The organism is Ancylobacter oerskovii (assembly GCF_018390555.1).
Taxonomy (GTDB): domain Bacteria; phylum Pseudomonadota; class Alphaproteobacteria; order Rhizobiales; family Xanthobacteraceae; genus Ancylobacter; species Ancylobacter oerskovii.
Genome location: NZ_JAHBGB010000002.1, coordinates 539951 through 562760, shown reverse-complemented (window position 1 = coordinate 562760; position 22810 = coordinate 539951). Strand labels below are relative to the sequence as shown.

Annotated in this window: 24 protein-coding genes, 1 tRNA gene and 1 riboswitch; of the genes, 6 read left to right on the top strand and 19 right to left on the bottom strand. The window is 68.5% G+C overall.

The window, feature by feature from the left end:
* Positions 1-14: 14 nt before the first annotated feature.
* The 6 genes from clcA to KHC19_RS02900 all read right to left on the bottom strand — a co-directional run bounded on the left by clcA (position 15) and on the right by KHC19_RS02900 (position 5916).
* Positions 15-1379 carry a H(+)/Cl(-) exchange transporter ClcA gene (gene clcA / locus KHC19_RS02925; RefSeq protein WP_213350510.1) on the bottom strand — a complete coding sequence of 455 codons (1365 nt, stop codon included), beginning with the start codon at positions 1377-1379 and terminating at the stop codon, positions 15-17.
* A gap of 286 nt (positions 1380-1665) precedes the next feature.
* Positions 1666-2607: an ABC transporter substrate-binding protein gene (locus KHC19_RS02920; protein ID WP_213350509.1), complete on the bottom strand. Its 942-nt coding sequence runs from the start codon at positions 2605-2607 to the stop codon at positions 1666-1668.
* 77 nt (positions 2608-2684) lie between these two features.
* Positions 2685-2802, bottom strand: a riboswitch (TPP riboswitch).
* 191 nt (positions 2803-2993) lie between these two features.
* Complete coding sequence (locus tag KHC19_RS02915) at positions 2994-4187, bottom strand: winged helix-turn-helix domain-containing protein (protein ID WP_213350508.1); 1194 nt, start codon at positions 4185-4187, stop codon at positions 2994-2996.
* Positions 4184-4921: a GGDEF domain-containing protein gene (locus KHC19_RS02910; protein WP_213350507.1), complete on the bottom strand. Its 738-nt coding sequence runs from the start codon at positions 4919-4921 to the stop codon at positions 4184-4186. Before KHC19_RS02910 ends, KHC19_RS02915 begins: the two co-directional genes overlap by 4 nt.
* An 18-nt stretch (positions 4922-4939) precedes the next feature.
* A complete protein-coding gene (locus KHC19_RS02905) occupies positions 4940-5086 on the bottom strand; it encodes a PAS domain-containing protein (protein WP_213350506.1) in 147 nt (48 codons plus the stop codon).
* A gap of 71 nt (positions 5087-5157) precedes the next feature.
* Positions 5158-5916, bottom strand: a complete 759-nt coding sequence (locus KHC19_RS02900) for an ABC transporter permease (protein ID WP_213350505.1) — start codon at positions 5914-5916, stop codon at positions 5158-5160.
* A 229-nt stretch (positions 5917-6145) separates the two neighbouring features.
* Here KHC19_RS02900 and KHC19_RS02895 point away from each other — a divergent pair, with 229 nt between their 5' ends.
* The gene (locus KHC19_RS02895) at positions 6146-6979 is read left to right on the top strand and encodes a universal stress protein (protein ID WP_213350504.1); all 834 of its coding nucleotides are present in this window, start codon (positions 6146-6148) and stop codon (positions 6977-6979) included.
* 42 nt (positions 6980-7021) lie between these two features.
* Here the strand turns inward: KHC19_RS02895 and KHC19_RS02890 are convergent, their stop codons facing one another.
* From KHC19_RS02890 to KHC19_RS02870, 5 genes are all read right to left on the bottom strand, one after another.
* Entirely contained in the window at positions 7022-7312 is a 291-nt protein-coding gene (locus KHC19_RS02890) for a hypothetical protein (RefSeq protein WP_213350503.1), read from the bottom strand.
* Positions 7313-7507: 195 nt separating this feature from the next.
* Positions 7508-8389 carry a Hint domain-containing protein gene (locus KHC19_RS02885; protein WP_213350502.1) on the bottom strand — a complete coding sequence of 294 codons (882 nt, stop codon included), beginning with the start codon at positions 8387-8389 and terminating at the stop codon, positions 7508-7510.
* Between the two features lie 684 nt (positions 8390-9073).
* Complete coding sequence (locus KHC19_RS02880; protein WP_213350501.1) at positions 9074-9442, bottom strand: helix-turn-helix domain-containing protein; 369 nt, start codon at positions 9440-9442, stop codon at positions 9074-9076.
* 90 nt (positions 9443-9532) lie between these two features.
* On the bottom strand, positions 9533-10117 hold the full coding sequence (locus tag KHC19_RS02875) for a hypothetical protein (protein WP_213350500.1): 585 nt from the start codon (positions 10115-10117) through the stop codon (positions 9533-9535).
* Between the two features lie 404 nt (positions 10118-10521).
* A tRNA-His gene (locus KHC19_RS02870) sits at positions 10522-10598 on the bottom strand.
* 212 nt (positions 10599-10810) lie between these two features.
* Here KHC19_RS02870 and KHC19_RS02865 point away from each other — a divergent pair.
* Both KHC19_RS02865 and KHC19_RS02860 read left to right on the top strand, forming a co-directional pair.
* Positions 10811-11014 (top strand): DUF4089 domain-containing protein, encoded by a 204-nt coding sequence (locus tag KHC19_RS02865; protein WP_378296201.1) that lies wholly within the window; start codon positions 10811-10813, stop codon positions 11012-11014.
* Positions 11011-12441 (top strand): AtzE family amidohydrolase, encoded by a 1431-nt coding sequence (locus tag KHC19_RS02860; protein WP_213350499.1) that lies wholly within the window; start codon positions 11011-11013, stop codon positions 12439-12441. The genes KHC19_RS02865 and KHC19_RS02860 overlap by 4 nt, the downstream gene beginning before the upstream one ends.
* Positions 12442-12459: 18 nt before the next feature.
* Here KHC19_RS02860 and KHC19_RS02855 read toward each other — a convergent pair whose 3' ends face one another.
* Both KHC19_RS02855 and KHC19_RS02850 read right to left on the bottom strand, forming a co-directional pair.
* Entirely contained in the window at positions 12460-13242 is a 783-nt protein-coding gene (locus KHC19_RS02855; RefSeq protein ID WP_213350498.1) for a TIGR02186 family protein, read from the bottom strand.
* Positions 13239-14165 (bottom strand): sulfite exporter TauE/SafE family protein, encoded by a 927-nt coding sequence (locus KHC19_RS02850; protein WP_213350497.1) that lies wholly within the window; start codon positions 14163-14165, stop codon positions 13239-13241. The genes KHC19_RS02855 and KHC19_RS02850 overlap by 4 nt, the downstream gene beginning before the upstream one ends.
* A gap of 377 nt (positions 14166-14542) precedes the next feature.
* Between KHC19_RS02850 and KHC19_RS02845 the strand changes: the two genes are divergently transcribed.
* Both KHC19_RS02845 and KHC19_RS02840 read left to right on the top strand, forming a co-directional pair.
* Positions 14543-15781, top strand: coding sequence for a PQQ-dependent sugar dehydrogenase (locus tag KHC19_RS02845; RefSeq protein WP_213351017.1), 1239 nt, complete (start codon positions 14543-14545; stop codon positions 15779-15781).
* 103 nt (positions 15782-15884) lie between these two features.
* Positions 15885-16259 carry a c-type cytochrome gene (locus KHC19_RS02840; RefSeq protein ID WP_246548116.1) on the top strand — a complete coding sequence of 125 codons (375 nt, stop codon included), beginning with the start codon at positions 15885-15887 and terminating at the stop codon, positions 16257-16259.
* Here KHC19_RS02840 and KHC19_RS02835 read toward each other — a convergent pair.
* From KHC19_RS02835 to meaB, 3 genes are all read right to left on the bottom strand, one after another.
* On the bottom strand, positions 16237-16869 hold the full coding sequence (locus KHC19_RS02835) for a pyroglutamyl-peptidase I (RefSeq protein WP_213350496.1): 633 nt from the start codon (positions 16867-16869) through the stop codon (positions 16237-16239). The genes KHC19_RS02840 and KHC19_RS02835 overlap by 23 nt on opposite strands.
* Positions 16866-17282, bottom strand: a complete 417-nt coding sequence (locus KHC19_RS02830; RefSeq protein WP_246548114.1) for a response regulator — start codon at positions 17280-17282, stop codon at positions 16866-16868. Before KHC19_RS02830 ends, KHC19_RS02835 begins: the two co-directional genes overlap by 4 nt.
* 93 nt (positions 17283-17375) lie before the next feature.
* Positions 17376-18377, bottom strand: coding sequence for a methylmalonyl Co-A mutase-associated GTPase MeaB (gene meaB, locus KHC19_RS02825; RefSeq protein WP_213350495.1), 1002 nt, complete (start codon positions 18375-18377; stop codon positions 17376-17378).
* 92 nt (positions 18378-18469) lie between these two features.
* Here meaB and KHC19_RS02820 point away from each other — a divergent pair, with 92 nt between their 5' ends.
* The gene (locus KHC19_RS02820; RefSeq protein ID WP_213350494.1) at positions 18470-18673 is read left to right on the top strand and encodes a CsbD family protein; all 204 of its coding nucleotides are present in this window, start codon (positions 18470-18472) and stop codon (positions 18671-18673) included.
* Between the two features lie 78 nt (positions 18674-18751).
* Here KHC19_RS02820 and KHC19_RS02815 read toward each other — a convergent pair whose 3' ends face one another.
* The 3 genes from KHC19_RS02815 to KHC19_RS02805 all read right to left on the bottom strand — a co-directional run bounded on the left by KHC19_RS02815 (position 18752) and on the right by KHC19_RS02805 (position 22796).
* Entirely contained in the window at positions 18752-19612 is an 861-nt protein-coding gene (locus tag KHC19_RS02815; protein WP_213350493.1) for a branched-chain amino acid aminotransferase, read from the bottom strand.
* A gap of 113 nt (positions 19613-19725) precedes the next feature.
* Complete coding sequence (locus KHC19_RS02810) at positions 19726-21108, bottom strand: dipeptidase (protein ID WP_213350492.1); 1383 nt, start codon at positions 21106-21108, stop codon at positions 19726-19728.
* Positions 21109-21176: 68 nt separating this feature from the next.
* Positions 21177-22796, bottom strand: a complete 1620-nt coding sequence (locus KHC19_RS02805; protein WP_213350491.1) for a helicase HerA-like C-terminal domain-containing protein — start codon at positions 22794-22796, stop codon at positions 21177-21179.
* Between the last annotated feature and the right edge of the window lie 14 nt (positions 22797-22810).

Here is a 22810-nt window from a genome sequence, read left to right as displayed (position 1 = left end):
GGTCAGTGGGCCGCTTAGTCCTGCGCCTTCGGCGCCGCCATGCCGGTGAGGTCGCTGCGGGGCCGGCGCAGGCGGAAGCGCCGCCGCGGCGCCGGCTGGCCCTCGGCCTCGATGGCCAGCGTGCGCTCCAGCAGGATCTCGTAGATCGGCCGGCCGCCGAGCCGCTGCGCCACCATGTTGGAGACGATGGTGGTGAGCATCACCGGCACCAGCAGGCCATAGGCGCCGGTAAGCTCCATCACCAGCACCATGCCGACCAGCGGCGCGCCGATGGTCGCCGCGAACAGCCCGCCCATGGCGGCGATGGCGAGCGCCACATGGGTGCTCTCGGGCAGCGGCACCGCGCTCTCCAGCGCCGTGCCGAAGGTGAGGCCGATGGTGGTGGCCAGCGCCAGGATCGGCGCGAAGATGCCGCCGGCCACCCCGGTGGAATAGCTGGCCATGGTCATGACGAAGCGGATGAGCACGATGGCCGCCAGCACGGCGAGCGGCCGGCTTTCCGTCGCCAGCTGCACCGCCAGCGCCTCGCCGCCCTGCGTCGCCTCGGGAAGCAGGAAGACGAGCGGGCCGACCGCGAGCCCGATGGCGACCGGGAACAGGTAGAAGGAGGTGGCGAGGCCCAGCCGGCGCACATGATCGAGCGACCAGACCAGCATCCGGTTGAATCCGACGCCGACCGCGCCGAGCAGGGCGCCGAGCACGAGGAAGGCCGGCAGCACGCTGTGCGGCAATGCCGAGGCGGGCAGCAGCATATAGGGCACGTTGCCGGTCAGCTGGCTGGTGACGATGGCGGCGGCGAGCGAGGCGAGGATGACGCCGACATAGGTGCGGGCGCTGTAGGGGAATTGCCGGCGCGTCTCCTCGATGACGAACAGCACCGCGGCGAGCGGCGCGTTGAAGGCGGCGGCCAGCCCGGCGGCGCCGCCGGCGGCGAGCAGGCCGCGCATGTCCTCGGAGGAGAGCCTGGCGAGATCGGCGGCGGCCTTGGCGATGGAGGCGCCGATATGGATGGTCGGCCCCTCGCGGCCGAGCACCATGCCGGAGGACAGCGACAGCAGGCCGGCCACGAATTTCACCGGCAGCACCCGCTTCCAGCGCACCTCGCGCAGGCCTTCCATCGCGCCCTCGATTTCCGGCACGCCGGAGCCGCCGGCTTCCGGTGCGAAGCGTCGCACCAGATAAAGCGACGCCACCGCCATGGCGGCGGCGACCAGGGCGGCGGCGAGGTAGAGCGCGGTGCCGGACAGGGCGAGCGTGTCGCGCAGCAAAGCGGGCCAGGCGGCGGTCAGGCTTTCGACGCCGAGATGGAAGGCGACGCCGGCGAGGCCGACCGCCACGCCGACGAGAACCGCTACCGCATGATAACCGCCATTGCCCATGCCGCCTTGCCCCTGTCCCCGCTCGATGGCCCGATGTGCTGGGTAGCATCGCCGGGCGCAGGCTGGAAGCGGCGGATGGGGCGGGTGGGGTTCCCGGATGCACGGCGGAGCCCGCCTGCATCGCTTCCGGGTTCCCCCGCAAGAGCACCTCCATCCCGAGCTGCGAGCGGAAGCGAGCCTCGAAGGTTGCGCGTCGGGGCGCTCCCGATGACCGTCCTGCGAGGCCCGGCCCGCGGCCGGGCACCTCAGGATGAGGCTCGCTATGGGGCAGACAGCCGGGCGGCTCTCACGGCAGGACGGGGGCGTAGGTGGCGACCGGCTCGACGGTGTCGATCAGCCCGTGCTGCTTCATGAAATCGCCGAAGCGGGTATAGCGGCCGGCATCCAGCGCCGCCGGCGCGTGGGAGAAGCGGCGCAGCGTGTCAGTCCAGGCGGTGCGGTTGAGCTCGTCGTCGAGCTTCGGATTGGCCTTCACGAATACGCCCCAGGCCTCGTCGGGGTGGTTGAGGACATAGATGGTGGCGTCCTCCACCGCGGCGAGGAAGCGCTTGAGGCGCGGATCGGCGACGAGATCCTTGCGGGTGACGTAGATCAGCTCGTCGAACACCGGCACGCCGTGCTCCTCGGGAAAGAAGGCGACGCCCTCCTTGCCTTCCAGCTTGATCTGGGTGAGCTCGAAATTGCGATAGGCGCCGATGACCGCATCGACCTTGCCGGCGACCAGCGCCGGGGAGAGGGCGAAATTGACGTTCACCATGGTGACGTCGGAAGGCTTGAGCCCGGCGCTGGCCAGCATGGTGCCGAGCAGCGCGTCCTCGAAGCCGGCCACCGAGAAGCCGACGGTCTTGCCCTTGAGGTCGGCGAGCGACTTGACCGGGCCGTCCTTCAGCGCCACCAGCGCGGTAAGCGGGGTCGAGACCAGCGTGCCGAAGCGTACCAGCGGCAGGCCTTCCTTCACCGACAGATAGAGGTTCGGCTGGTAGCTGACCGCGACTTCCGCCTGCCCGGCGGCGACGAGGCGCGGCGGGGCGGAGGGATCGGCCGGGGCCACGAGCTCGACGTCGAGGCCATGGGCGGCGAAGAAGCCCTTTTCCTTGGCGATGACCAGCGGCGCATGGTCGGGATTGACGTACCAGTCGAGCAGCACGGTGAGCTTGTCGGCCGCGGCGGCGGGGGCCAGCGAGAGCGCCAGGGCGAGGCCGGCGGCGGCGATGGTCTTGACGAACATATGGATCTCCTCCCGTTTCGGAGATCCGGCGCATGAGCTGTCGGGGGAAATCCGGCGCGGGAGGCCCGTCATGGCCGGCCCCGCCGTGGTTCCGTCCCTTCGCCGGCATGACCCGGATCAGGTTCTAAGGGTCTGGCGGACGCCATCTCAGCCCCTTGGCCCTTTCAGGCCGGCGGGACACCCCTCGGACGGACGGAATCTAGCAGAGCTGGTATGCCACGGCAATCGGCCGGCGGTGATCGGAGGCGGGTGGGTCTCGCGCTGCTTCATCTCCCCCGAGGTGTGGGAGGGGCGCATGGCGCCTCGAAATGGCCCGGCCCCTCACCCCACCGCGTCCCGGTCGACCTTTCCTTTTCGGGGAGAGGTCGGGAAAGCCGCCTTGCGGCTCAATTCCCGCGCCAGCCGTCGAGATAGCGCACGCTCTCGACGCCGGCGAAGCGGGCGACGCGGGCAAGCTCGGCATCGAGCCGCTCCAGCCGGCCGGAGGAGGCGCGCACCCCCGGCTCCAGCCAGAGCTTCCTGACGTCGAGCGTGCCCGCCTTGCGGTCCGCCTTCATGTCGATGCGGCCGATCATGCGGTCGCCTTCCATGAGCGGGAAGACGTAATAGCCGTAGACGCGCTTCTCCGCCGGCACGAATACCTCGATGCGGTAGGAGAAGCCGAACAGCCGCTCGGCGCGGTTGCGGTCGCGCAGCAGCGGGTCGAAGGGGCTGAGCACCCGCAGCCGCGCCGGCGGTTCCGGCAGCGCCTCGAGGGCCGGGCCGCTGCCGGCGACGGCGAAGGAGGCGCGGGGCCTGCCGCCATCCGCCGTCACGATGCTGACCTCTTCCAGCTTCTCGCGATTGCGCGTCACCCAGGCCCGGGCCTCCTCCGGCGACACCAGATCCCAGAAGGCGGCGATCTCGCCATGGGTGGCGAAGCCGAGCCGCTCCAGCGCCGAGGCGCAGGCCCAGTCGACGAAATCCTCGCGCGTCACCTCGCGGCCATAGTGACGGGCGGGAATGACCCGCTCGGCGAGGTCGTAGATCTTCTGGAAGCCGTCGCGCCCGGCAATGGCGAGGCGGCCGGTGCGCCAGAGATATTCCAGCGCCGTCTTGGCCGGGTGCCAGTTCCACCAGCCGCCCGGCAGGCGCTCCTCCGCCTCGAAATGCCGGGTCATCAACGGCCCCTCGGCGGTGATGCGCTCGAGCACATGATCGACCGATTGCTCGAAGCCGTTCTCGTGCCAGTTGCGCCAGCGCGCCGCGAGGTTTTCCCGCGCATGGTCGAAGCGGTGCTTCCAATAGGGATAGAAGGCCGAGGGGATGATGGCGGCGTCGTGCGTCCAGTGCTCGAACAGGTCGCCGTCGCGCTCGAGCAATGTAGCGAGATGTTCGGGCCGGTAGGTCTGGGCGCGGGCGAACAGGATGTGATGATGCGCGCGCTCCACCGTGGCGATGCTGTCCACCTGCACGAAGCCGAGATCATGCACCAGCTCCAGCAGCCCGGCCTTGGTGAGCGCGCGGCCGGGCGGGCGGGACAGGCCCTGCTTCGCCAGGAAGATGCGTCGCGCATCGTGGTTGGAGAGGTGCAGGCTCATGTGCCGTCGATCCATTTGAGGTCCACCGCGACGGCCCGGCCGGTCGCCTTGGCGGCGTACATCAATATGTCGGCCCGGCGGAGCAGCGCGTCGGCATCCACCGCCTCGCCGGTGAGGGCCACGCCCAGGGCGGCGCCGATGGTGATCCGGCTGTCGTCGACGAGCATCACCGCGCAGATCGCCTCGGCGATGGCCTGCAACTCGGCGGCGGTCGGCGGCTCGTCGCGCGGGAAGGTGGAAAGCAGCACGAACTCGTCGCCCCCGATCCGCGCCGCGAAATGCTGCGGATCGACATAGGCGCGCAGGCGTTCGGCCACGCCGCGCAGCACCCGGTCGCCGACCAGATGCCCGTAGCGATCATTCACCGACTTGAAGCCGTTCAGGTCGATATAGGCGAGGGCGAGGCCCTGCCCGGACGGCCGCTGGGTGGAGAGGTTGCGCAGCCGGTGGTCGAAGGCGGCGCGGTTCGGCAGCCCGGTCACCACGTCGGTATAGGCGGCTTCCAATATGCGCCGCTCGACCGCCTTGCGCTCCGAATTGTCGATGATGATCTCGATGTCGAGCCGCTCGCCATTGATGGTGCGGCGCTGGGTCGAGATGAGGGTGGGGATGACGCGGCCGGAGGAATGCCGCAGGTCGACTTCTTCCAGCTGGTAGAGGCCGACCGTTTCCAGCTCGTGCAGCCGGCGCAGCCGCTCCGGGTCGTCGAGGCTGCGCACCGTGTCGAGATACATGGGCTGGCCGGCGATCTCCTACCAGCTCCGGCCGATCAGCCGCAGATAGGCGGGATTGGCCATGATGTAGCGGGAGACGTATTCGGCCGTCGAGATGCAGATGGCGACCGGCGAGAGCTCGAACACGTCGACCAGCGCTTCATAGACGACTTGGCGGGGAATCATGGATCCTCACAGGACCGGCGGCAGCCCAGCGTTGCGCATCAGCACAGCATGAGTCCACCGTCCCGCGCCACTCACTCGCGCGCCGACCCCGTCTCCGGCGCCCAGGGAACCAGCCGGGCGAGGGCGCGGTCCACCAGGGCGAACAGGATCAGCGCCACCGCCAGCAGGATGGCGAGCGCCGCGAACACCATGTCGGTCTGCATGCGGGCATTAGAATAGACCATCAGATAGCCGAGCCCCGCCGAGGCCCCGACCCATTCGCCCACCACCGCCCCGATGGGGGCGACCGCCGTAGCGACCCGCAGCCCGGACGCCAGCGCCGGCAGTGCCGAGGGCACGCGGATGAAGCGCAGCATGGCGAGATCGCCGGCGCCGTAGAGCCGCCCGAGATCGACCAGCCCCCGGTCGGTGCGGGCGAGCCCGTCATGGAAGGCGGAGGCGACGGGGAAGAAGATGATCAGGCTGGCCATCACGATCTTGGAGGCGAGGCCGAAGCCGAACCAGATGACCAGCAGCGGGGCGATGGCGAAGACCGGCAGCGCCTGCGCCACCAGCAGCACCGGCCGCATGGCGCGCCGTACCGCCGGCGAGGTGGCCATGGCGAGCGCGCAGGCGATGCCCAGCCCGGCGCCGCAGACGAGGCCCAGCAGCATTTCCCCGAGTGTGATCCGTGCATTGTCGAACAGCACGCCGCGATTGAGCCACAGGGCGAGGCCGATGCGCGAGGGAGCGGGCAGGATATAGGCCGGCACGCCGGCAAGCCGCACCGCGATTTCCCATATGCCCAACAGGAGGGCCGCGACGAGGCAGCCACGTGCGAGGCCGGCCATGAGACGTTCTCCGTTCGAGGGCGTTCGGATATCGTGTCGCCCGGTGGCTCCGCCCGGCCGCACGCGGTCGCGGCGCAAGCCCGCCTATCGTCTTAGCGCGTCTTCTCCGGGCGGATCGATAGCCGGCACGACGAAAAATATTCCGCGTGCGTGATGGACTTGACGCCCGTCGATGCGGGGCCACCTTTTGAGAGGTAACAACGATGACGTCTGGACAGTGGAGGAAGGCATGATCAAGGACATTCTCGTCAGTCTGAGCGTCGGCGAGGGCGTGGACGCCACGAAGGATTATGCCGTATCCGCGGCCGCGGCGCTGGGCGCGCACCTGACCGCCGTGGCGGTGAGCTACGACATCGACATTCCGCCGGTCTATACCGAGGCCTTCTCCACCGATTTCCTCGAGGCGCAGCGTGCCGAGGGGCAGCGGCTGGCGAAGCTGGCGGTCGAGCGCTTCGGCGAGGCGGCGCGCGCGGTGGGCATCACCCCCGAGGTGAGAAGCATCGACGGCACCCCCGGCGGGGCCGCCGAGCAGATCGGCGCCATGGCGCGGCTGTTCGACCTCACCATCGTCGGCCAGTCCGATCCCGAGAGGATGGGGCCGGAAGAGGTGATCGCCGAGGCGGTGCTGTTCGAATCCGGCCGGTCGGTGCTGCTGGTGCCGCGCAAGCAGCAGAAGCCCTTCGCCGCCCGCCGCATCCTGGTGGCGTGGGACGGCGGGCGCGCCGCCGCGCGCGCGGTGGCCGAGGCGCGCGCGCTGGTCGAGAAGGCGGAACTCGTCGAGGTGGCGGTGGTGGAGACCGGCAAATCCAAGCCGGGCCGGCTGGCGGGGGCGGACCTCGCCGAGCATCTGGCGCGCCACGACAAGAATGTCGAGCTGCGCCGGCTGGTCCCCGCGAGCGACGAGGGCATCGTCGACGTGCTGCTGAAGGAAATCGCCGAGCGCGACATCGATCTGGTGGTGATGGGCGGCTACGGCCATTCGCGGCTGCGCGAATTCGTGCTGGGCGGCGTCACCCGCGACATGCTGGAGCGGATGACCGTGCCGCTGCTGCTCGCCCATTGAGCCGACGGGCCGGGGGAGGGGCGCGCCGCCCCGTCTCCCGGCTCAGCGGCCGTGGAGATAACGGTTGCGGCAGCGATAGCCGATGAAGCACTGGGGATTGTCCGAGGTGGCGAGCCAGGCGGGCGTGGTGACCGACTGGTTGTCGCAATAGCCCTGGTTGGCCACGTAGCGGTCGAACAGGTTCGGGCCGGTGCCGATCACCACCGCTCCCTGGCGCTTGACGAGGTCGGCGACCTGCGTGCAGGTCATCTGCAGGGAGTTGGGCATTGCCTGGGCCAGCGCCGCCGGCGCCGCCGCCATGACCAGAGGCAGACAGAGAAGAAGAACCCGCATCGTTTTGCCTCGCCGACAACTGCCGCTTTCGCGACGATCATCGTCGCACTTACATGGAAGAACAGTAAATTGCGCGTGTTCGCGTCCATCCGGGCCGGCGGTTGGCGCCACTTCGCGACAGCGGGCGACGTGCCCTGCTGCGTCAGGAGCCCGCGACCGGGTTCCTGACGCTCAGGCTCGACAGGCCGGCAGGGCTCACGCCGCCGCCGATGCCTCCGCGCCGGCGGTGATCCGCGCCCGGATCTCGATGGGCAGCTGGCGGGCCGACTTCACCCGCGGCAGGTCCATCTCGCCGGTGCCCTGGCGTTCGGTGCCGTAGAGCGCCTCGAACTCGGCGTAGTTGTCGAAGCGGCGACGGCTGACATTGTCGACGAAGGTCTCGGCGGCCACGCCCTCGGCGAGGACCAGCTCATGGTTCTCGAGCTCCACATGATAGACCGTGAAGCGCGCGCCGAGCTCGGCCGTCGTCATGTGGCGGATCGTGGTCTGGTTCACCAGCGCGCCAGCCTGGACGAGGACGCCGTCCAGCAGCAGGGCGTGGTCGGCGGTGAGCTTCAGGTCGCGCGCCGGCAGGTCGGCGCCGAGCGCACCGGCCGAGACGAGCACCGGCCGCCGCCGTTCCGGCATGCCGAACCGGCTGACGACCGTCTGCATGCCGATCCACTTCACCGGTACCGCGACGCCGGTCGCGGTCAGCACCAGATCACCGATGGCGAGATCCTCGACCGCCACGTCGCCGGTCGGCGTCGCGATCATCGTGCCGGAGAGGAAGCAGAAGAAGTCTTCCACGTTCATCTCGGGCGCGCTGCCGGGAGGCTGCGTGGAATAGACCGTATTGGAGGCGAAATAATACTGATTGCCCGGGATGCTGGTGAAATAGGGCTCTCCGGCATCGGAAATGCCCTGATACGTCACGCTGGTCGTGGAACCGTCGGTGAAGGTGACGGTGATGACTTCCCCCGGCTCGAGCGTATCGCCGTCGTCGATCGTGATGGACGCGGATTCTGCATTGACCGTGTTGACGTTCCCGGCCGGCGCGCTGACGCCGTAATAATATTCGAAATCATACGTGGCCATGACTTCCCCTCATAAATAGATGGATGGCGGCTATGCCGACCAGTTCCGACTAAAGTCGGAACAAAAAACCGAAAGCATTCCGAACTTTAATGCATCGGGTTCGTTCCGCAAGACGATTCCAGATTGCAAAATAATAATACGAGGTTATTTCAATTTTATAATCATATGTAAGCGTCATGATGGAAATTCGATTAGTGCGCTAGCGCAGCATAATCTGACCCGGCAGCAGAAGGCAGATTAGTGATTCAGCCGTTGGCGCGAACGATTCCGCCACCTCGGGAGCTTGTTGTTTCTCTCTATGGTTTCATTGCCATCGAGCCAGGAGGCGGTACAGCAGGCGCTGTCTAAAGCTCGCATGTGCGAAATGGATCTCGGACGGCTCAGTTCACATCCGGGGGCATATGCCGCCATTCGCCGCCTGCTCGTCGTGCGAGAGCGCGGCGTGGCAATCGTTCGTCTCCGACAGGAACAGGGCACTGCCGAGGTCAAAGGTCCTTCGGATCGACGAGCGACCGATGAACGCCTGGATCTTCTTGAGAACGACGCCCTGTTCGATGAAGAGCGCCGCCGCAACCTAGTGCGGTTGCGTAGAGTGACCCCGGCATCGGGCGGCGCTCGCCATTTCCACGTCGCGGATCCGGCGAGCCTGGTGGATGCCGCGAGGTGGCATGACGGTTCGGGCCGTCAGAGCCCCGGCACCTCGATCGCGGGGCCGAGGACCAGTTCCGACGCCACATAGCGTTCGATGCGCCCTGGCAGATAATAGAAGTCGGCGACGCGGTCATGTTCCGCGACGGTCCATTCCTGGTCGCCCTGCCGCCGAACCCACAGGAAGGCCATCACCGCATCGGCAGCCGGCGATTTCACCCGCGCCTCCGGGGTGATGCCGTTCGTCAACAGGTCGGCGACCTGGGCGGCCACGGTATCGGGAATGCCCTTGCCGCCCGTCGCCCACCGGCGGGCCGTGCGGACGTCGACGCCCAGCATTTTCGCGATGGCAGCGGGCGAAAGGCCAAGGGTGTCCAGGGCGGCTTTGAAGTCTTCGGGTGTCATCGCGCGGAACTCCGGCAGGCGTGAGGGCGATGAAGTAGCAGCACGATCACGCACGGGCCAGCACGGGCAGCCGTCCGGCGCCGCTTTCCCTCACTTCGGCAGGGCCATCTCGCCCGATTGGAAAAAGGCGTCGGTGATCTGCTTCAGGTAGGGCCGGGCATCCGCATGAGTGGCGCCGGGATCGAGCGAGACCGATTGAGTGTAGAAGTTTATCGGTATCCGCTGCCCGGGAACGACGTTGGGTATGTCGGCCGACGTCGGCTCGAAAACGACATTGCTCATCAATTTGGCGCTCATGGGGCCGGACGGGCCCGACGCGGCGTGCATGAACCAGAAGACGCGCACCGCCCTGTCCTGGTTGAACGCATCGGAAACGGGGAACCTCTTGGTCTTGAAGTCGGCTGTGATCATGACCTCGGTAAAGTTGAGGCCGGCCGCCTGCGCCCGCTTCTTGAAGTCGCTGCTCAACTCGCTACAGGCCTTCCCCGTCCATGCGATTCCCGTGGCGGGGCTGCATGTGAAGACGATCCCGCCCGTGGCGTCAAAGCGTCGCTTGGGTGGGCTGTCCTGCGCAGATGCCTCGCCGCATCCGACCGCGACCACTGCCAAGGCCCAAGCAACGCACCGCATCACAGCCCCCAATGCACATGCCGGAGAAACATGACGCAGCGTCATGCGAATGTCGAGACTTACGCGACAGCCGCTCGCATCCGAGGATGGCGGCGATATCTGCTGGCTCGACCTGTCGGCGGCTGGTCACGCTGCCGGGTGCGGGGGGGCGGCGCCTGCACGGTCGGTGTCGAGGAGAAGGCGCCGCCTTGAGGGCCGTGGCCGAGCGGATGGCAGGCTACGCTCCAGGGGCTGCCCTTCCATGCCCTCATGATGCGTCAGATGGAGGCGCGGTCGCTACGCCGCTGCGGAACGCCGCGAACATCGCACATCCGTGTTGCAGGGATGCTGGCAAGGCGCGGGAAGGCGTTGAAAAACAACGATCGGCGCGGAAGCCGGCTTTCGCGCCAGAGCCGCCGGCTCATGGTGGCCGTCTTGTGATAAAGGATTGATATCCTTGGCATTATTCATGGTACAGGTGGGTGGACTTGAACCACCGACCTCCGGTTCCACAGACCGGCGCTCTAACCAACTGAGCTACACCTGCATGCCAGAATGGCGCGGAACCTAATCGGGCGAGTGCCGCTTTGCAAGGCCGGCAAGCGCTGCCGAGCAAAATCCTTGGGATAGCTGCCGGGTTTGGCCTCCTCTGTCCCGGGTCGGCATGGCACGTTTCCTGAATTGGACGGCACCGGTCGGAGGGCGAGGGGCGATATCCCCGATGCGGTGCCCGGCGGCCGCGGTGCCAGGGAGGACGATGTGACGGATCAACAGGCCGGCGGCATGCCGGGCCAAGCAGGGGCCTATCTCGATGCGGCGCTGGCGCTGGCCGGCCTGCCGCTGGAGCCGGAGCTGCGGCCGAGGGTGCTCCTGCACCTCGAGACCGCGCTGCAGATGGGCGCCCTGGTGCTCGACTTCCCGCTCCCCGACGAGGCGGAGCCGGCGCCGGTCTACCGTCCATGAGCGCTCCCGTGACCGAACCGTCGCCGACCACCATCGCCGATCTCGCCGCTGGGCCGGCGCTTGCCATCGCCGCGGCGGTGCGCGCCGGCCGCGTCTCCGCCCGCGCCATATGCGAGGCGGCGCTGGAGCGGATCGCCGCGGTGGATCCGAAGCTCAACGCCTTTACCCATGTCACCGCGGTGCGTGCCCTCGCCGAGGCCGATGCGGTGGATGCCGCCCGGGCGGCGGGCGCCGCGCCCGGCCCGCTCGCCGGCGTGCCCTATGCGGTCAAGAACCTGTTCGACCTCAAGGGATTGCCGACGCTGGCCGGCTCGAAGATCAATGCGGACCGGCCGGCGGCGGACCGGGATGCGACGCTGGTGGAGCGCCTGCGCGCGGCGGGGGCGGTGTGCCTCGGCGCGCTCAATATGGGCGAATATGCCTATGATTTCACCGGCGAGAACCTGCATGCCGGCCATTCCCGCAACCCTCACGACCTCGGCCACATGTCGGGAGGCTCTTCCGGCGGCTCGGGGGCGGCGGTGGGGGGCAGGCTGGTGCCGCTGTCGCTCGGCTCCGACACCAACGGGTCGATACGGGTGCCGTCCTCCTTCTGCGGCATCTTCGGGCTGAAGCCGACCTATGGGCGGCTGTCGCGGGCGCGCAGCTTTCCGTTCGTGGCGAGCCTCGACCATCTCGGTCCTTTCGCCCGCAACGTCGCCGACCTCGCCGCCACCTATGACGCGCTTGTGGGGCCGGATGCGGACGACCCGGCGCTTGCCGATATCGAGGCCTTGCCGGCGCTGCCGGAGCTGGAGCGCGGCGCCGACGGCCTGCGCGTCGGCATTCTCGGGGGCTGGTTCGCCCGGCAGGGTACGCCCCAGGCCTATGACGCGGTGGCCCGCGCGGCTGCGGCGCTGGGTGCGGAACGGACGGTCGAACTGCCGGAGGTCGAGCGGGCGCGGGCGAGCGCCTATCTCATCACCATGGCGGAGGGCGCGGCGCTGCACCGCGACCGGCTGCGCGACCGGCCGGCCGATTTCGACCCGGCGGTGCGCGAGCGGCTTCTCGCCGGCGCGGCGCTGCCGGCCGCCATGGTCGTCAAGGCGCAGAATTTCCGCCGCTGGTTCCGCGACCGGGCGCTGGAGCTGTTCTCGCAGTTCGACGTGCTGGTCGCGCCGTCGACGCCGGTGCCGGCGCCGCGGAGCGGGCAGGCGACCTTCGTGCTCGATGGCCGGGAGATGCTGGTGCGGCCGAATATCGGCATCTACACCCAGCCCATCTCCTTCATCGGCCTGCCGGTGGCGGCGGCGCCGATCCCCGGCGGCGGGCCGCTGCCGATCGGCGTGCAGCTGATCGCAGCCCCCTGGCGGGAGGATGTCGCGCTGCGGGCGGCGCGGGCGCTGGAGACGGCTGGCGTCGCCTATGCGCCGGAGCCGGTGGTGTAGAACGCCGCGCGGGGATCTTCAGTCGCGCCGGAACACGACATTGGCGACGAAGCCGACCGCGAGGGCGCCGAGCATGGTGGCGAGGCCGTAGAGCAGCGCGTGGTCCTGCGCGGCGGTGGCCACCGATTGCTCGAAATCGATCTTCGCCACCTCCAGCGCCAGCCGGCCGCTGGCGACGCGTTCGCCCTTCGCGAACAGCTTGACCTGCACCTCGTAGACGCCGATCGGCGCGGTGCCGGGAATGGGTATCACCGTGCGGAAGACGTGCGGGGCGATGAACTCCACCGCGTCGGTGCGCTCGAAATAGAGGCCCTGCGACTGCTTCACCCGCAGGAAGGCCTGCCGGAACGGATCGCCCGGCACGACATCGGCATAATCGGTGCCGACGCGCTGGAGCAGGCGGTTATTGGTGAAGCCGGCCTGCTCCTGGCGGAGCGTCTCGGCATCCGCCATCTCCGCCGGGGGCCGGTTGCTCAAGACGGCGAGATAGGAGGGGGCGGCGAGGAAGGAACGGCTCTCGACATTGGTCCACAGGCCGAAGCGGCGTTCCTTCTTCCAGGTGATGAAGCTCTGGTTGGGGCCGCGCACGCTGACCACGACATCCGGTGCGTCCACGACATCCTCGGGGACGACGCCGAACAGCACGATGCTGTCGCCGGAAAAGCTGGAGGTGATCGTCACCCGCGCCTTGGACAGCGACAGGACGAGGCCCTGGCGCTCGGCCGTCTCATTCTGCGCCGCGGCGGGCGCGAGGCCGAGGGCGAGAAGCCCGAGCAGGGCGATGAGGTGGGCGGGCCTCACCGGTTCGCCTCGTCGAGGGTTACGGCGTAGAGGTCGGCCGGCTGCCGGATCTGGTCGATGGCGACCCTGAGGCCGACGCCCAGCACCAGGAGGCCGAGCAGAAGGCGCAGGTTCTCCGCCTTCATCGCCTGGCCGGCGCGGGCGCCGAACTGGGCGCCGATGGTGCCGCCTACCATCAGTACCAGGCCGAGCACCGCGTCCACCGTCTGGTTGAGCACCGCGTGCATGACGATCGCCGCCGCCATGGTGACGAGGGTGAGCATGAGCGAGGTGGCGACCGAGGTCAGCGTCGGTACCCGCAGGAGATAGATGAGCGCCGGTACCAGCAGAAAGCCGCCACCAATGCCCATCAAGGCGCCGAGGAAGCCGATGGCAAAGCCGATGGCGAGGACCGGGATGATCGAGACATAGATGCGCGACTGCCGGAACCGCATCTTGAACGGCATGCGCAGGAACCAGGGATGGGCGCCCGGGCGGCGGATGCGCGCCGGCTCGCCCCGCCAGTTGCGCAGCAGCGCCCTCAGGCTCTCGATCACCATCAGCGTGCCGATCGTGCCGAGCAGCGCGATGTAGGAGATGGCGATGAACAGGTCGAGCTGGCCGAAGCGGCGCAGCAGCATGAAGGTGATCACGCCCGTCAGCGTGCCCGTCAATCCGCCCACGAGCAGGACGCATCCCAGCTGCACGTCGACAAGTCTTCGCCGCAGGTAGTTCAGCGTGCCGGACAGCGACGAGGCCGCCATGTGGGTCGACACGCTCGCCACCGCCACCGCCGGGGCGACGCCGAGGAAGATCAGGAGCGGCGTCATCAGGAAGCCGCCGCCCACCCCGAACATGCCGGAGATGAAGCCGACCGCGATGCCCAGGGCGAGCAGGGTGAAGATGTTCACCGGCAGTTCGGCGATCGGCAGATAGATGGTCACGCGCGTCGGATCCCAGGGTGGGGAGATAGGGCGTGCTCCCCGCTTAGCAGATTTCCGCTAACAGGAGATGAGGGCATCGAGAGCAGGCCGCCGTCGCGCCCGCAGCCATCGCCCGCCGTTCCGCGCCGCCGTAACGGAAGAGAGTATCTTCGCCTGTTTTTAAGTATCGGCGTTGGGTGTATTTCATTGTTATGGTGCGATGCAATGTAGTATAAATTATTACATCGTCAAAATGTTGTAGAATGTCCTTTCCTTTCGCGTGGGCATGGCAATACTCCTTGCCGGAACGGGTCCGAACGAGGCCCGAATGCCTGGGAGGATACTGCATGACGACCTCTGCAACAGGCGTGCGCCTGCGCACGCTGCTGACCTCGACGATGCTGGCCGGCGCGCTGCTGGCTATGGGGCACAGCGCGGCGAGCGCGCAAGCCACCGACAATCTGGAGAAGCTGTCGAATTTCCAGTCGACCGGCGCGCCGATGGAAATTCCGACGGTGCCGCAGGACGGGCCGCGCGTCGCCGCCTTCAACAAGACGCTGTCCGGCATCAAGCTGCCCGACGGGTTCAAGATCAAGCTCTATGCCATCGTGCCGGATGCGCGCGAGATGGCGGTGGGCCCGTCGGCCGGCGTGGTGTTCGTCGGTACCCGCAAGTCGCGCGTGTGGGCAGTGACCGACCGCGACAAGGACCGGGTGGCCGACGAGGTGAAACCCTTCGCGCCGTCGATCCAGATGAAGCTGCCGCATGGGGTGTGCTTCTCGAAGGACGGTTTCCTGTTCGTCGCTGAGCAGAATCGCGTGCTGCTCTTCCCGGCGGCCGAATTCTTCTATGAGGGGCCGGATGTCGCCGCCTTCCAGGTGGTGAAGCAGGGCGACCTCATCCCGAAGGAGGAGGAATCCTACAACCACACCGCCCGGGTGTGCCGGATCGGGCCGGACGACAAGCTCTACATCACGCTCGGCCAGCCGTTCAACGTGTTCGCGCCGGAGAAGTACGACCTCTACAAGAAGGTCGGCATCGGCGGCATCGTCCAGATGGATCGCGACGGCAAGAACCGGAATGTCTATGCGTGGGGTATCCGCAACTCCGTCGGCATGGACTTCAACCCGAAGGACAAGACGCTCTGGTTCACCGACAACCAGGTCGACGGCATGGGCGACGACATCCCGCCCGGCGAGCTCAACCGCGCCGAGAAGGCCGGGCAGACCTTCGGCTTCCCCTATTATGGCGGCGGCTCGGTGCGTACCGTCGAATACAAGGACAAGGAGCCGCCGGCGGATTCGGTGAAGCCGCAGGTGGAGATGGTGGCGCATGCCGCCGATCTCGGCATGACCTTCTACACCGGCAGCCAGTTCCCGGAAAAATATCGCGGCGGCGTCTTCTCGGTGCAGCACGGTTCGTGGAACCGCACCACGCCGGTGGGGGCGCGGGTGATGTTCACCGAGGTGAAGGAGGACGGCACCGCCGGCAAGAGCGAGCCCTTCGCCGAGGGCTGGCTGACGCCGAACGGCGAGTATCTCGGCCGCCCGGCCTCGGTGGCGCAGCTCAATGACGGCTCGCTGCTGGTATCCGACGACACGTCCGGGGCGATCTACCGCATCTCCTACGGCGAATGAGGCCTGCCTGTACGAGGCCTTGCCCGTGCGAGGCGAAGAAGCCGATGGCCGCGGCGGCGCATGCCGTCGCGGCCGTTCTCCCGGCCAACCGCGGAAAGAGTTGATGATGCGGATGTGGAGCCCGCCGCTGGGCGCGGCGGTACGACTGATCTACCCGACCCTCGCCTGTGCGATCCCGGCCTTCATCTTCGCCTTGGGCGGTCCCGCCCTTGCCGGCGACGCGGCCGCCGGGCGGGCCAAGGCGAGCCAGCAATGCGCGGTGTGCCATGGCGCCAACGGCATGTCCCAGCACCCGGAAGCGCCGAACCTCGCCGGTCAGGTCGAGATGTATCTCGCCAAGGCGCTGGAGGAGTTTCGCTCCGGCAAGCGGGTCAACGAGATGATGACCGTGGTGACCAAGGATCTTTCCGACGACGACATCGCCAATTTCGCCGCCTGGTACAACTCGATCGAGATCACCGTGCAGGCACCGCCCTGAGCCGGTGCTGGGCGACGAGCGCCGCCAGGAGGTTGCCGAAGCCGCGCAGCAGCCGGGCGCGGCCGAGACGGCCGCCGGCGCGTGGTTGCGGGATGTGGACGAACACCGCGAGGCGGCCCGGCGCGCCCTGCGCCCAGCCATAGGCGCGCCAGCTCAGCGCATTGCAGACATAGCCGCCGGCATCGCGCGACGGCCGTGCCGGCAGGCCGGCGACGGCAAGCGCCCGCAGCAATGGCGCGGGATCGACGGCGCAGCGGCGCGTGGCGCCCGCGCCGGGATCGAAGCGGGCTCCGGGCGGGCGCCGCCGCGTCGCATCCGGCGAAAGCCGGGTGCGGTTGCGCCCCAGGAGCTCCACCGACACCGCCCGGCGGCGGGCGGCGAGGCCGATCATCAGCACGATGTCGGGCGCCAGCGCGTCGAGCACGGCCGGGAAGCCGGCAGCCTCCTCCCACGAGGTCGGCAGCAGGCGCAGGCTGCGGCGGGTGCCGGCGAGCGCCGGCCGTCGCAGCCGCGCGAGATCGCCGGCCAGCCCGGCCGCCGGATTGGCCGGTGCGCCAGGAAAGGGACCGAAGCCGGTGATCAGGATGTGCGGGCCGCCGGGCCGGATCATCCCTGGGCGCGGCCCCGGGCGCGGCGGGTTACGACGGCGGAGGCGAGGGCATCCTCCAGCTGGGCGAGCTGGAAGGGCTTGGACAGCAGCGGCAGGCTGCGCCACGGCTCGCTGATCGCCTCGTCGTCATAGCCGGTGGAGAACACCACCGGGATGCCCTGGTCGCTGGCCGCCTGCGCGACGTCATAGCTGGCGATGCCGCCGAGATTGAGATCGAGGAGAGCCACGTCGATCTCCTGGTGACGCGCGGCGACGAAATCCAGCGCATCGGGCAGGCGCCGTGCGCTGCCGATCACCACCGCGCCCAGTTCCTCGATCATGGCCTCGATCATCAGCGCGACCAACGGCTCGTCCTCGACGACGAAAACGCCCCGTCCGGCGAGCCGGTTGTCATTGCCCATCGTCAATCCCATCGCCCCGTCATCCTGGCCGGCACGCCGTCGCCCCATGCAAGCGTACGGCGCCTCGGAAGACTGCACAGAAGTGAACCAAACATTCCGTCTTTTTCAGGTCGGCTCAAGTCCGAGGCGCACGGCGATGCGCGCGGCGGCGAGGCCCGGCGCCAGTCGGCCGGCCGCCACCTCGGCGGTGATCTTCGGTACGTCCTCGCGCAGCCCGGCATGGGTGCGGATCCGCTCGCGCATGCGCTCGTCCAACAGCGTCCACATCCAGCCGACCTGCTGGGCGCTGCGCCGCGCGGCGAAGGCCCCGGCCTGCCGCGACCGCTCGCCATGCAGCCGCACCTGCGCCCACAGCTCTTCCAGCCCCTCGCCGGTGAGGCCGGAGCAGGCGAGGACCGGCGTCGACCAATGAGCCTCGCGCGCGCCCAGCACATGCAGCGCCGCGCGATAATCGCCGGCGGCGGCGCGGGCGCGGGTGCCGCCGTCGCCATCCGCCTTGTTCACGGCGACGATGTCGGCGAGCTCGATGATGCCCTTCTTGAGGCCCTGCAATTCGTCGCCGGCGCCCGGCAGCATCAGGACCAGGAACGTATCCGTCATCTCGGCGACGGCGGTCTCGGACTGGCCGACGCCGACCGTCTCCACCAGCACCACGTCGTATCCGGCGGCCTCGCAGATGAGCAGCGTCTCGCGGGTGCGGGCGGCGACGCCGCCAAGCGTGCCGGCGGAGGGCGAGGGCCGCACGAAGGCGCGCTCGTCCACCGCCAGCCGCGCCATGCGGGTCTTGTCGCCCAGGATCGAGCCGCCGGTGCGCGCCGATGACGGATCCACCGCCAGCACCGCCACGCGATGGCCCTTGCCGGTGAGAAGCGTCCCCAGCGAATCGATGGCGGTGGACTTGCCGACCCCGGGTACGCCGGTGATCCCGACCCGCACGGCACCGCCGGTGAAGGGCAGCAGGGCCTGAAGCAACGGCTCGGCAAGGGCCCGATGCGCGGCCTTGCGCGATTCGACGAGGGTGATGGCCCTTGCCAGCATCGCGCGTCGTCCGGCGCGGACGCCATCGACCAGTTCGTCGAGCGAGGGGAGGGCCGGGGCGTGGATCAAAATCGGGCTCCGAGCGTTGTCGAAGCGATGCTAGCAGCCGCGGCCGTGCCTGACGAGGCACGGCAAGCCAATGTTTTCACGGAGATAACGCCATGAACTGGGACCGTATCGAAGGCAACTGGAAACAGATCAAGGGGCAGGTGCGCCAGCAATGGGGCAAGCTGACCGATGACGACATCGATCGCCTGCACGGCAAGCGCGAGGAGCTCGAGGGCGTGCTGCAGGAGCGCTACGGCATCGCCAAGGACGAGGCCAAGCGCCAGGTCGACGAATGGAGCACCCGCTACCGCATGTGAGGCGGTTGTGGCATGGCGGATGTCCGCCGACAGATGCGGCCGGGGCTCTCCCCGGCCGTTTGCCGTTAGGGCCGCGGATCAGGTGTGGGCAAAGTCCCAGTAGAGCTCGCGGGCGCGCCGGAACACCGGGCCGGGTTGCAGCTCGCGATCCTCGATGCCGGTGATCGGCGTGACCTTGGAATAGTTGCCGGTGGTGAACAATTCGTCGGCGGCCCTGAAATCGTCCCAGCGCAGCGTCGTCTCCACCACCTCGATGCCGGCCTGTCGCATCAGCCCGATGGTGCGGGTGCGGGTGATCCCCGCGAGAAAGGTGCCGTTGGCGGCCGGGGTGAAGGCCACGCCGTCCTTCGCCATGAAGAGGTTGGCGGTGGCGAGCTCGGCGACGTTGCCAAGCATGTCGCACAGCGCCGCATTGTCGAAGCCGCGGCGGTGGCACTCGACGAGCGCGCGGGCATTGTTGGGATAGAGGGCGCCGGTCTTGGCCTCGGTCACGGCGCATTCCACCGTCGGGCGGCGGAACGGCGACAGGGTAATCGAGGTGCCGCGCTCCGGCGTCGGCATCGGCGCCTCGTAGAGGCTGAGGCACCAGCGGGTGGATTCCGCATCGGCATCCACGGTGCGCGCGCCGGGAAGCTCGGCCCAGTACATCGGCCGGATGTAGAGCGCCGCATCGGGGGCGAAGCGCTTCAGCCCTTCGGCGGCCAGTTCCATCCAGCGCTCGACGGACACGACCGGCTTCAGCCCCATGGCGAGCGCCGAGCGATTGACGCGGGCGCAGTGCAGGTCGAGATCCGGCGTCACCCCCTCGAAGGCGCGGGCGCCGTCGAATACCGAGGTGCCGAGCCAAGAGGCATGGGTGCGCACGCCCATGATCGGCACGTTGCCCTCGTGCCACGCGCCATCGAGGAAGGTCCAGGTCCGCGACCAGTCGCCGGTCATCTCACGCACTCCCGAATGTCAGCCGAGGGCACCATAGCCAAAGATGGAGATGACGGGCGACATCCCTTCTCGTCCTTTCGGCGAGGGATGCCGCCCGGCAGGCGACCCGGGCCTCAGGCCGCCAGGGAGGCGAGGATGCGCACCCAGCTGCGGATGCCCTTGTGGAACGAGGCGAGGTTGTACTTCTCGTTCGGCGAGTGGATGCGGTCGTCGTCGAGGGCGAAGCCGACCAGCAGCGTGTCCTGCCCCAGCGTCTTCTTGAAATGGCCGACGATCGGGATCGAGCCGCCGGCGCCGATGACCACGGCGGGCCTGCCCCATTCGTCGGCAAGCGCTGCGGTCGCCTTGGCGAGATTGGGATTGTCGTGCGAGACGGCGACGGCCGGCGAGCCTTCGCCGCCGAGGAACTCGACCGAGCAATCCGCCGGCAGATGCGCCCGCACGAAGGCGCGCACCGCGTCGCGGACATGCGCCGGATCCTGGCCGGCGACGAGACGGCAGGAGATCTTCGCGGTGGCGATGGAAGGGATCACCGTCTTGGTGCCGTCGCCCGTGTAGCCGCCCCACAGGCCGTTCACCTCGAAGGTCGGCCGCGAGGTGGTCATCTCGACGAGCGAGCGGCCCTTCTCGCCGACCGGTTCGGCGAGGCCGATCGGGCCGAGGAAGCTCTCGGGCGTCATGCCGAGCGCGTTCCACTGCGCCTTCACCTCGTCCGGGGGCTCGACGACACCGTCATAGAAGCCGGGGATGGTGATCCGCCCATCCGGCCCGTGCACGCCGGCGATGATCTTCGACAGCACATGCAGCGGGTTGGCCGCGGCGCCGCCGTAATAGCCGGAATGCAGGTCGCGATTGGCGCAGGTGACGACGATCTCGTCATGCATCAGGCCGCGCAGCGAGACGGTGATGGCGGGAGTCTTCGCGTCCCACATGCTGGTGTCGCAGACCAAAGCGACGTCGGCCTTCAACTCGTCCCGGTGGGTTTCGAGGAACGGCGGCAGGTTGCCGGAGCCGTTCTCCTCCTCGCCCTCGACCATGATGGTGACGTCCACCGGCAGCGTGCCAGTGACCTTCAGATAGGCGCGGCAGGCCTCGACGAAGGTCATCACCTGACCCTTGTCGTCGGAGGAGCCGCGGGCGACGATCCGCTTCACCCCGTCCGGCCCGTCGACGATCTTGGGCTCGAAGGGCGGGTTTTCCCACAGGTTCAGCGGGTCGACCGGCTGCACGTCGTAATGGCCGTAGAACAGGACGCGGTGTCCGGCGCCGACATTCGACGTGCCGGTGACGATGGGATGGCCGGGCGTGTCGTTCAGCCTGGCGACGAGACCGAGGCCGGCGAGGTCGTCCGCCAGCCACTGGCCGGCCTTGCGGCAATCCTCGGCATAGGCGCGGTCGGTGGAGATCGAGGGGATGCGCAGGAAGGCGAACAGGCGCTGCAGGCTGGCATCGAGATCGGCATCCACGGCGGCGAGGACGCGGTCGAGATCGGACATGGCGATAAAACTCAGTTGCGGCGGATCATCTGTGGCAAGTCATTGGTAGAAAAGGCGTTCATGCCCGGTCATTTGCGCCCGGTGCCGGAGAAGTCGTCGAAGATCTGCGCGAAGTCGTTGCCACCGCCGGAAGCGCGGCGCGTGGAGGTGGAGGAGACCGCGCGGGTCGAGCGGGAGCGCCCGCCGAGCACGTTGCGCAGGATCGCCTTGGTCACTTGGTTGGTGACTTCGCGCGCCACCTGCCGCGTGACCTGCTCGCCGACGCTCATGCGTCCGCGCGACGGGGTGCCGAAAATGCCGCCGAGCACGTCGCTGATCCAGCCGCCGCCGGACGCGGTGCCGGCTTCGGTGGGCGCGGGGGCGTCGGGAGCCGGCTTTCCGGGCGCGGCCTCGGGCGTGGTCTCCTCGGCCCGCTTCGCCAGCATCTCGAAGGCGGATTCGCGGTCGAGCGTCTCGTCATAGGTGCCCTTGAAGGGGCTTTTGGCGAGGATCGCCGCGCGTTCCTGCGGCGTCACCGGCCCGACGCGGCCGGAGGGCGGGGCGATCAGCGTGCGCTCGACGATGGAGGGCGTGCCGTTGCCTTCCAGCATGGAGACCAGCGCCTCGCCCTTGCCGAGCTCGGTGATGACCTGCGCCGTGTTGAGCTTGGGGTTGGGGCGGAACGTGTCGGCCGCCGCCTTCACCGCCTTCTGGTCGCGCGGGGTGAAGGCGCGCAGCGCATGCTGCACGCGGTTGCCGAGCTGGGCCAGCACGGTTTCCGGCACGTCGAGCGGGTTCTGGGTGACGAAATAGACGCCGACGCCCTTGGAGCGGATCAGACGCACCACCTGCTCGATCTTCTGCAGGAGCGCCTTGGGTGCCTCGTCGAAGACGAGATGCGCCTCGTCGAAGAAGAACACCAGCTTGGGCTTGTCCGGGTCGCCGACCTCCGGCAGTTCCTCGAACAGCTCGGAGAGCAGCCAGAGCAGGAAGGAGGCGTAAAGCTGCGGCGAGCCCATCAGCTTGTCCGCGGCGAGGATGTTGATGGTGCCGTAGCCGGAGCGATCGACCTGCATCAGGTCGGTGATCTTCAGCGCCGGCTCGCCGAAGAACTTGTCGGCGCCCTGATTCTCCAGCACCAGCAGGGCGCGCTGGATGGCGCCGACCGTGGCCGGCGAGACATTGCCATAGGTGGTGGTGAGCTTGGCAGCGTTCTCGGCCACGAAGGCGAGCATCGCCCTGAGGTCCTTCAGGTCGAGCAGCAGGAAGCCGTTCTCGTCGGCGACGCGGAAGACGACGTTGAGTACGCCCTCCTGCACCTCGTTGAGCCCCATCAGCCGGGCGAGCAGCAGCGGCCCCATCTCGGTGACGGTGGCGCGCACCGGATGGCCCTGCTCGCCGAACAGGTCCCAGAACACCACCGGGAACTCGTCGGCCTGATACTCGACGCCTATCTCCTTGCAGCGCTTGAGAATCCAGTCCACCCCGTCGCCCTTCATGGCGACGCCGGAGAGGTCTCCCTTGATGTCGGCGGCGAATACCGGCACGCCGGCGCGGGAAAAGCCCTCCGCCAGCGTCTGCAGCGTCACCGTCTTGCCGGTGCCGGTGGCGCCGGTGGCGAGGCCGTGGCGATTGGCGAGCTTCAGCGTGAGAAATTCGGGCTTTTCCGAACGCCCCACCAGGATCTTGCCGTCGACATCCCCGGTCATGAGGGTCTCCCCGT

Bases quoted from the DNA above. Each gene is read 5' to 3' on its own strand.
- KHC19_RS02920 (WP_213350509.1), bottom strand. From the start codon at position 2,607: ATGTTCGTCAAGACCATCGCCGCCGCCGGCCTCGCCCTGGCGCTCTCG.
- KHC19_RS02895 (WP_213350504.1), top strand. From the start codon at position 6,146: ATGATCAAGGACATTCTCGTCAGTCTGAGCGTCGGCGAGGGCGTGGAC.
- KHC19_RS02830 (WP_246548114.1), bottom strand. From the start codon at position 17,282: ATGGGATTGACGATGGGCAATGACAACCGGCTCGCCGGACGGGGCGTT.
- KHC19_RS02845 (WP_213351017.1), top strand. From the start codon at position 14,543: ATGCTGGCCGGCGCGCTGCTGGCTATGGGGCACAGCGCGGCGAGCGCG.
- KHC19_RS02910 (WP_213350507.1), bottom strand. From the start codon at position 4,921: ATGTATCTCGACACGGTGCGCAGCCTCGACGACCCGGAGCGGCTGCGC.
- KHC19_RS02815 (WP_213350493.1), bottom strand. From the start codon at position 19,612: ATGACCGGCGACTGGTCGCGGACCTGGACCTTCCTCGATGGCGCGTGG.
- KHC19_RS02880 (WP_213350501.1), bottom strand. From the start codon at position 9,442: ATGACACCCGAAGACTTCAAAGCCGCCCTGGACACCCTTGGCCTTTCG.
- KHC19_RS02805 (WP_213350491.1), bottom strand. From the start codon at position 22,796: ATGACCGGGGATGTCGACGGCAAGATCCTGGTGGGGCGTTCGGAAAAG.
- KHC19_RS02890 (WP_213350503.1), bottom strand. From the start codon at position 7,312: ATGCGGGTTCTTCTTCTCTGTCTGCCTCTGGTCATGGCGGCGGCGCCG.
- KHC19_RS02875 (WP_213350500.1), bottom strand. From the start codon at position 10,117: ATGACGCTGCGTCATGTTTCTCCGGCATGTGCATTGGGGGCTGTGATG.
- KHC19_RS02900 (WP_213350505.1), bottom strand. From the start codon at position 5,916: ATGGCCGGCCTCGCACGTGGCTGCCTCGTCGCGGCCCTCCTGTTGGGC.
- KHC19_RS02840 (WP_246548116.1), top strand. From the start codon at position 15,885: ATGATGCGGATGTGGAGCCCGCCGCTGGGCGCGGCGGTACGACTGATC.
- KHC19_RS02835 (WP_213350496.1), bottom strand. From the start codon at position 16,869: ATGATCCGGCCCGGCGGCCCGCACATCCTGATCACCGGCTTCGGTCCC.
- KHC19_RS02810 (WP_213350492.1), bottom strand. From the start codon at position 21,108: ATGTCCGATCTCGACCGCGTCCTCGCCGCCGTGGATGCCGATCTCGAT.
- clcA (WP_213350510.1), bottom strand. From the start codon at position 1,379: ATGGGCAATGGCGGTTATCATGCGGTAGCGGTTCTCGTCGGCGTGGCG.
- KHC19_RS02860 (WP_213350499.1), top strand. From the start codon at position 11,011: ATGAGCGCTCCCGTGACCGAACCGTCGCCGACCACCATCGCCGATCTC.
- KHC19_RS02820 (WP_213350494.1), top strand. From the start codon at position 18,470: ATGAACTGGGACCGTATCGAAGGCAACTGGAAACAGATCAAGGGGCAG.
- KHC19_RS02905 (WP_213350506.1), bottom strand. From the start codon at position 5,086: ATGATTCCCCGCCAAGTCGTCTATGAAGCGCTGGTCGACGTGTTCGAG.
- KHC19_RS02915 (WP_213350508.1), bottom strand. From the start codon at position 4,187: ATGAGCCTGCACCTCTCCAACCACGATGCGCGACGCATCTTCCTGGCG.
- KHC19_RS02885 (WP_213350502.1), bottom strand. From the start codon at position 8,389: ATGGCCACGTATGATTTCGAATATTATTACGGCGTCAGCGCGCCGGCC.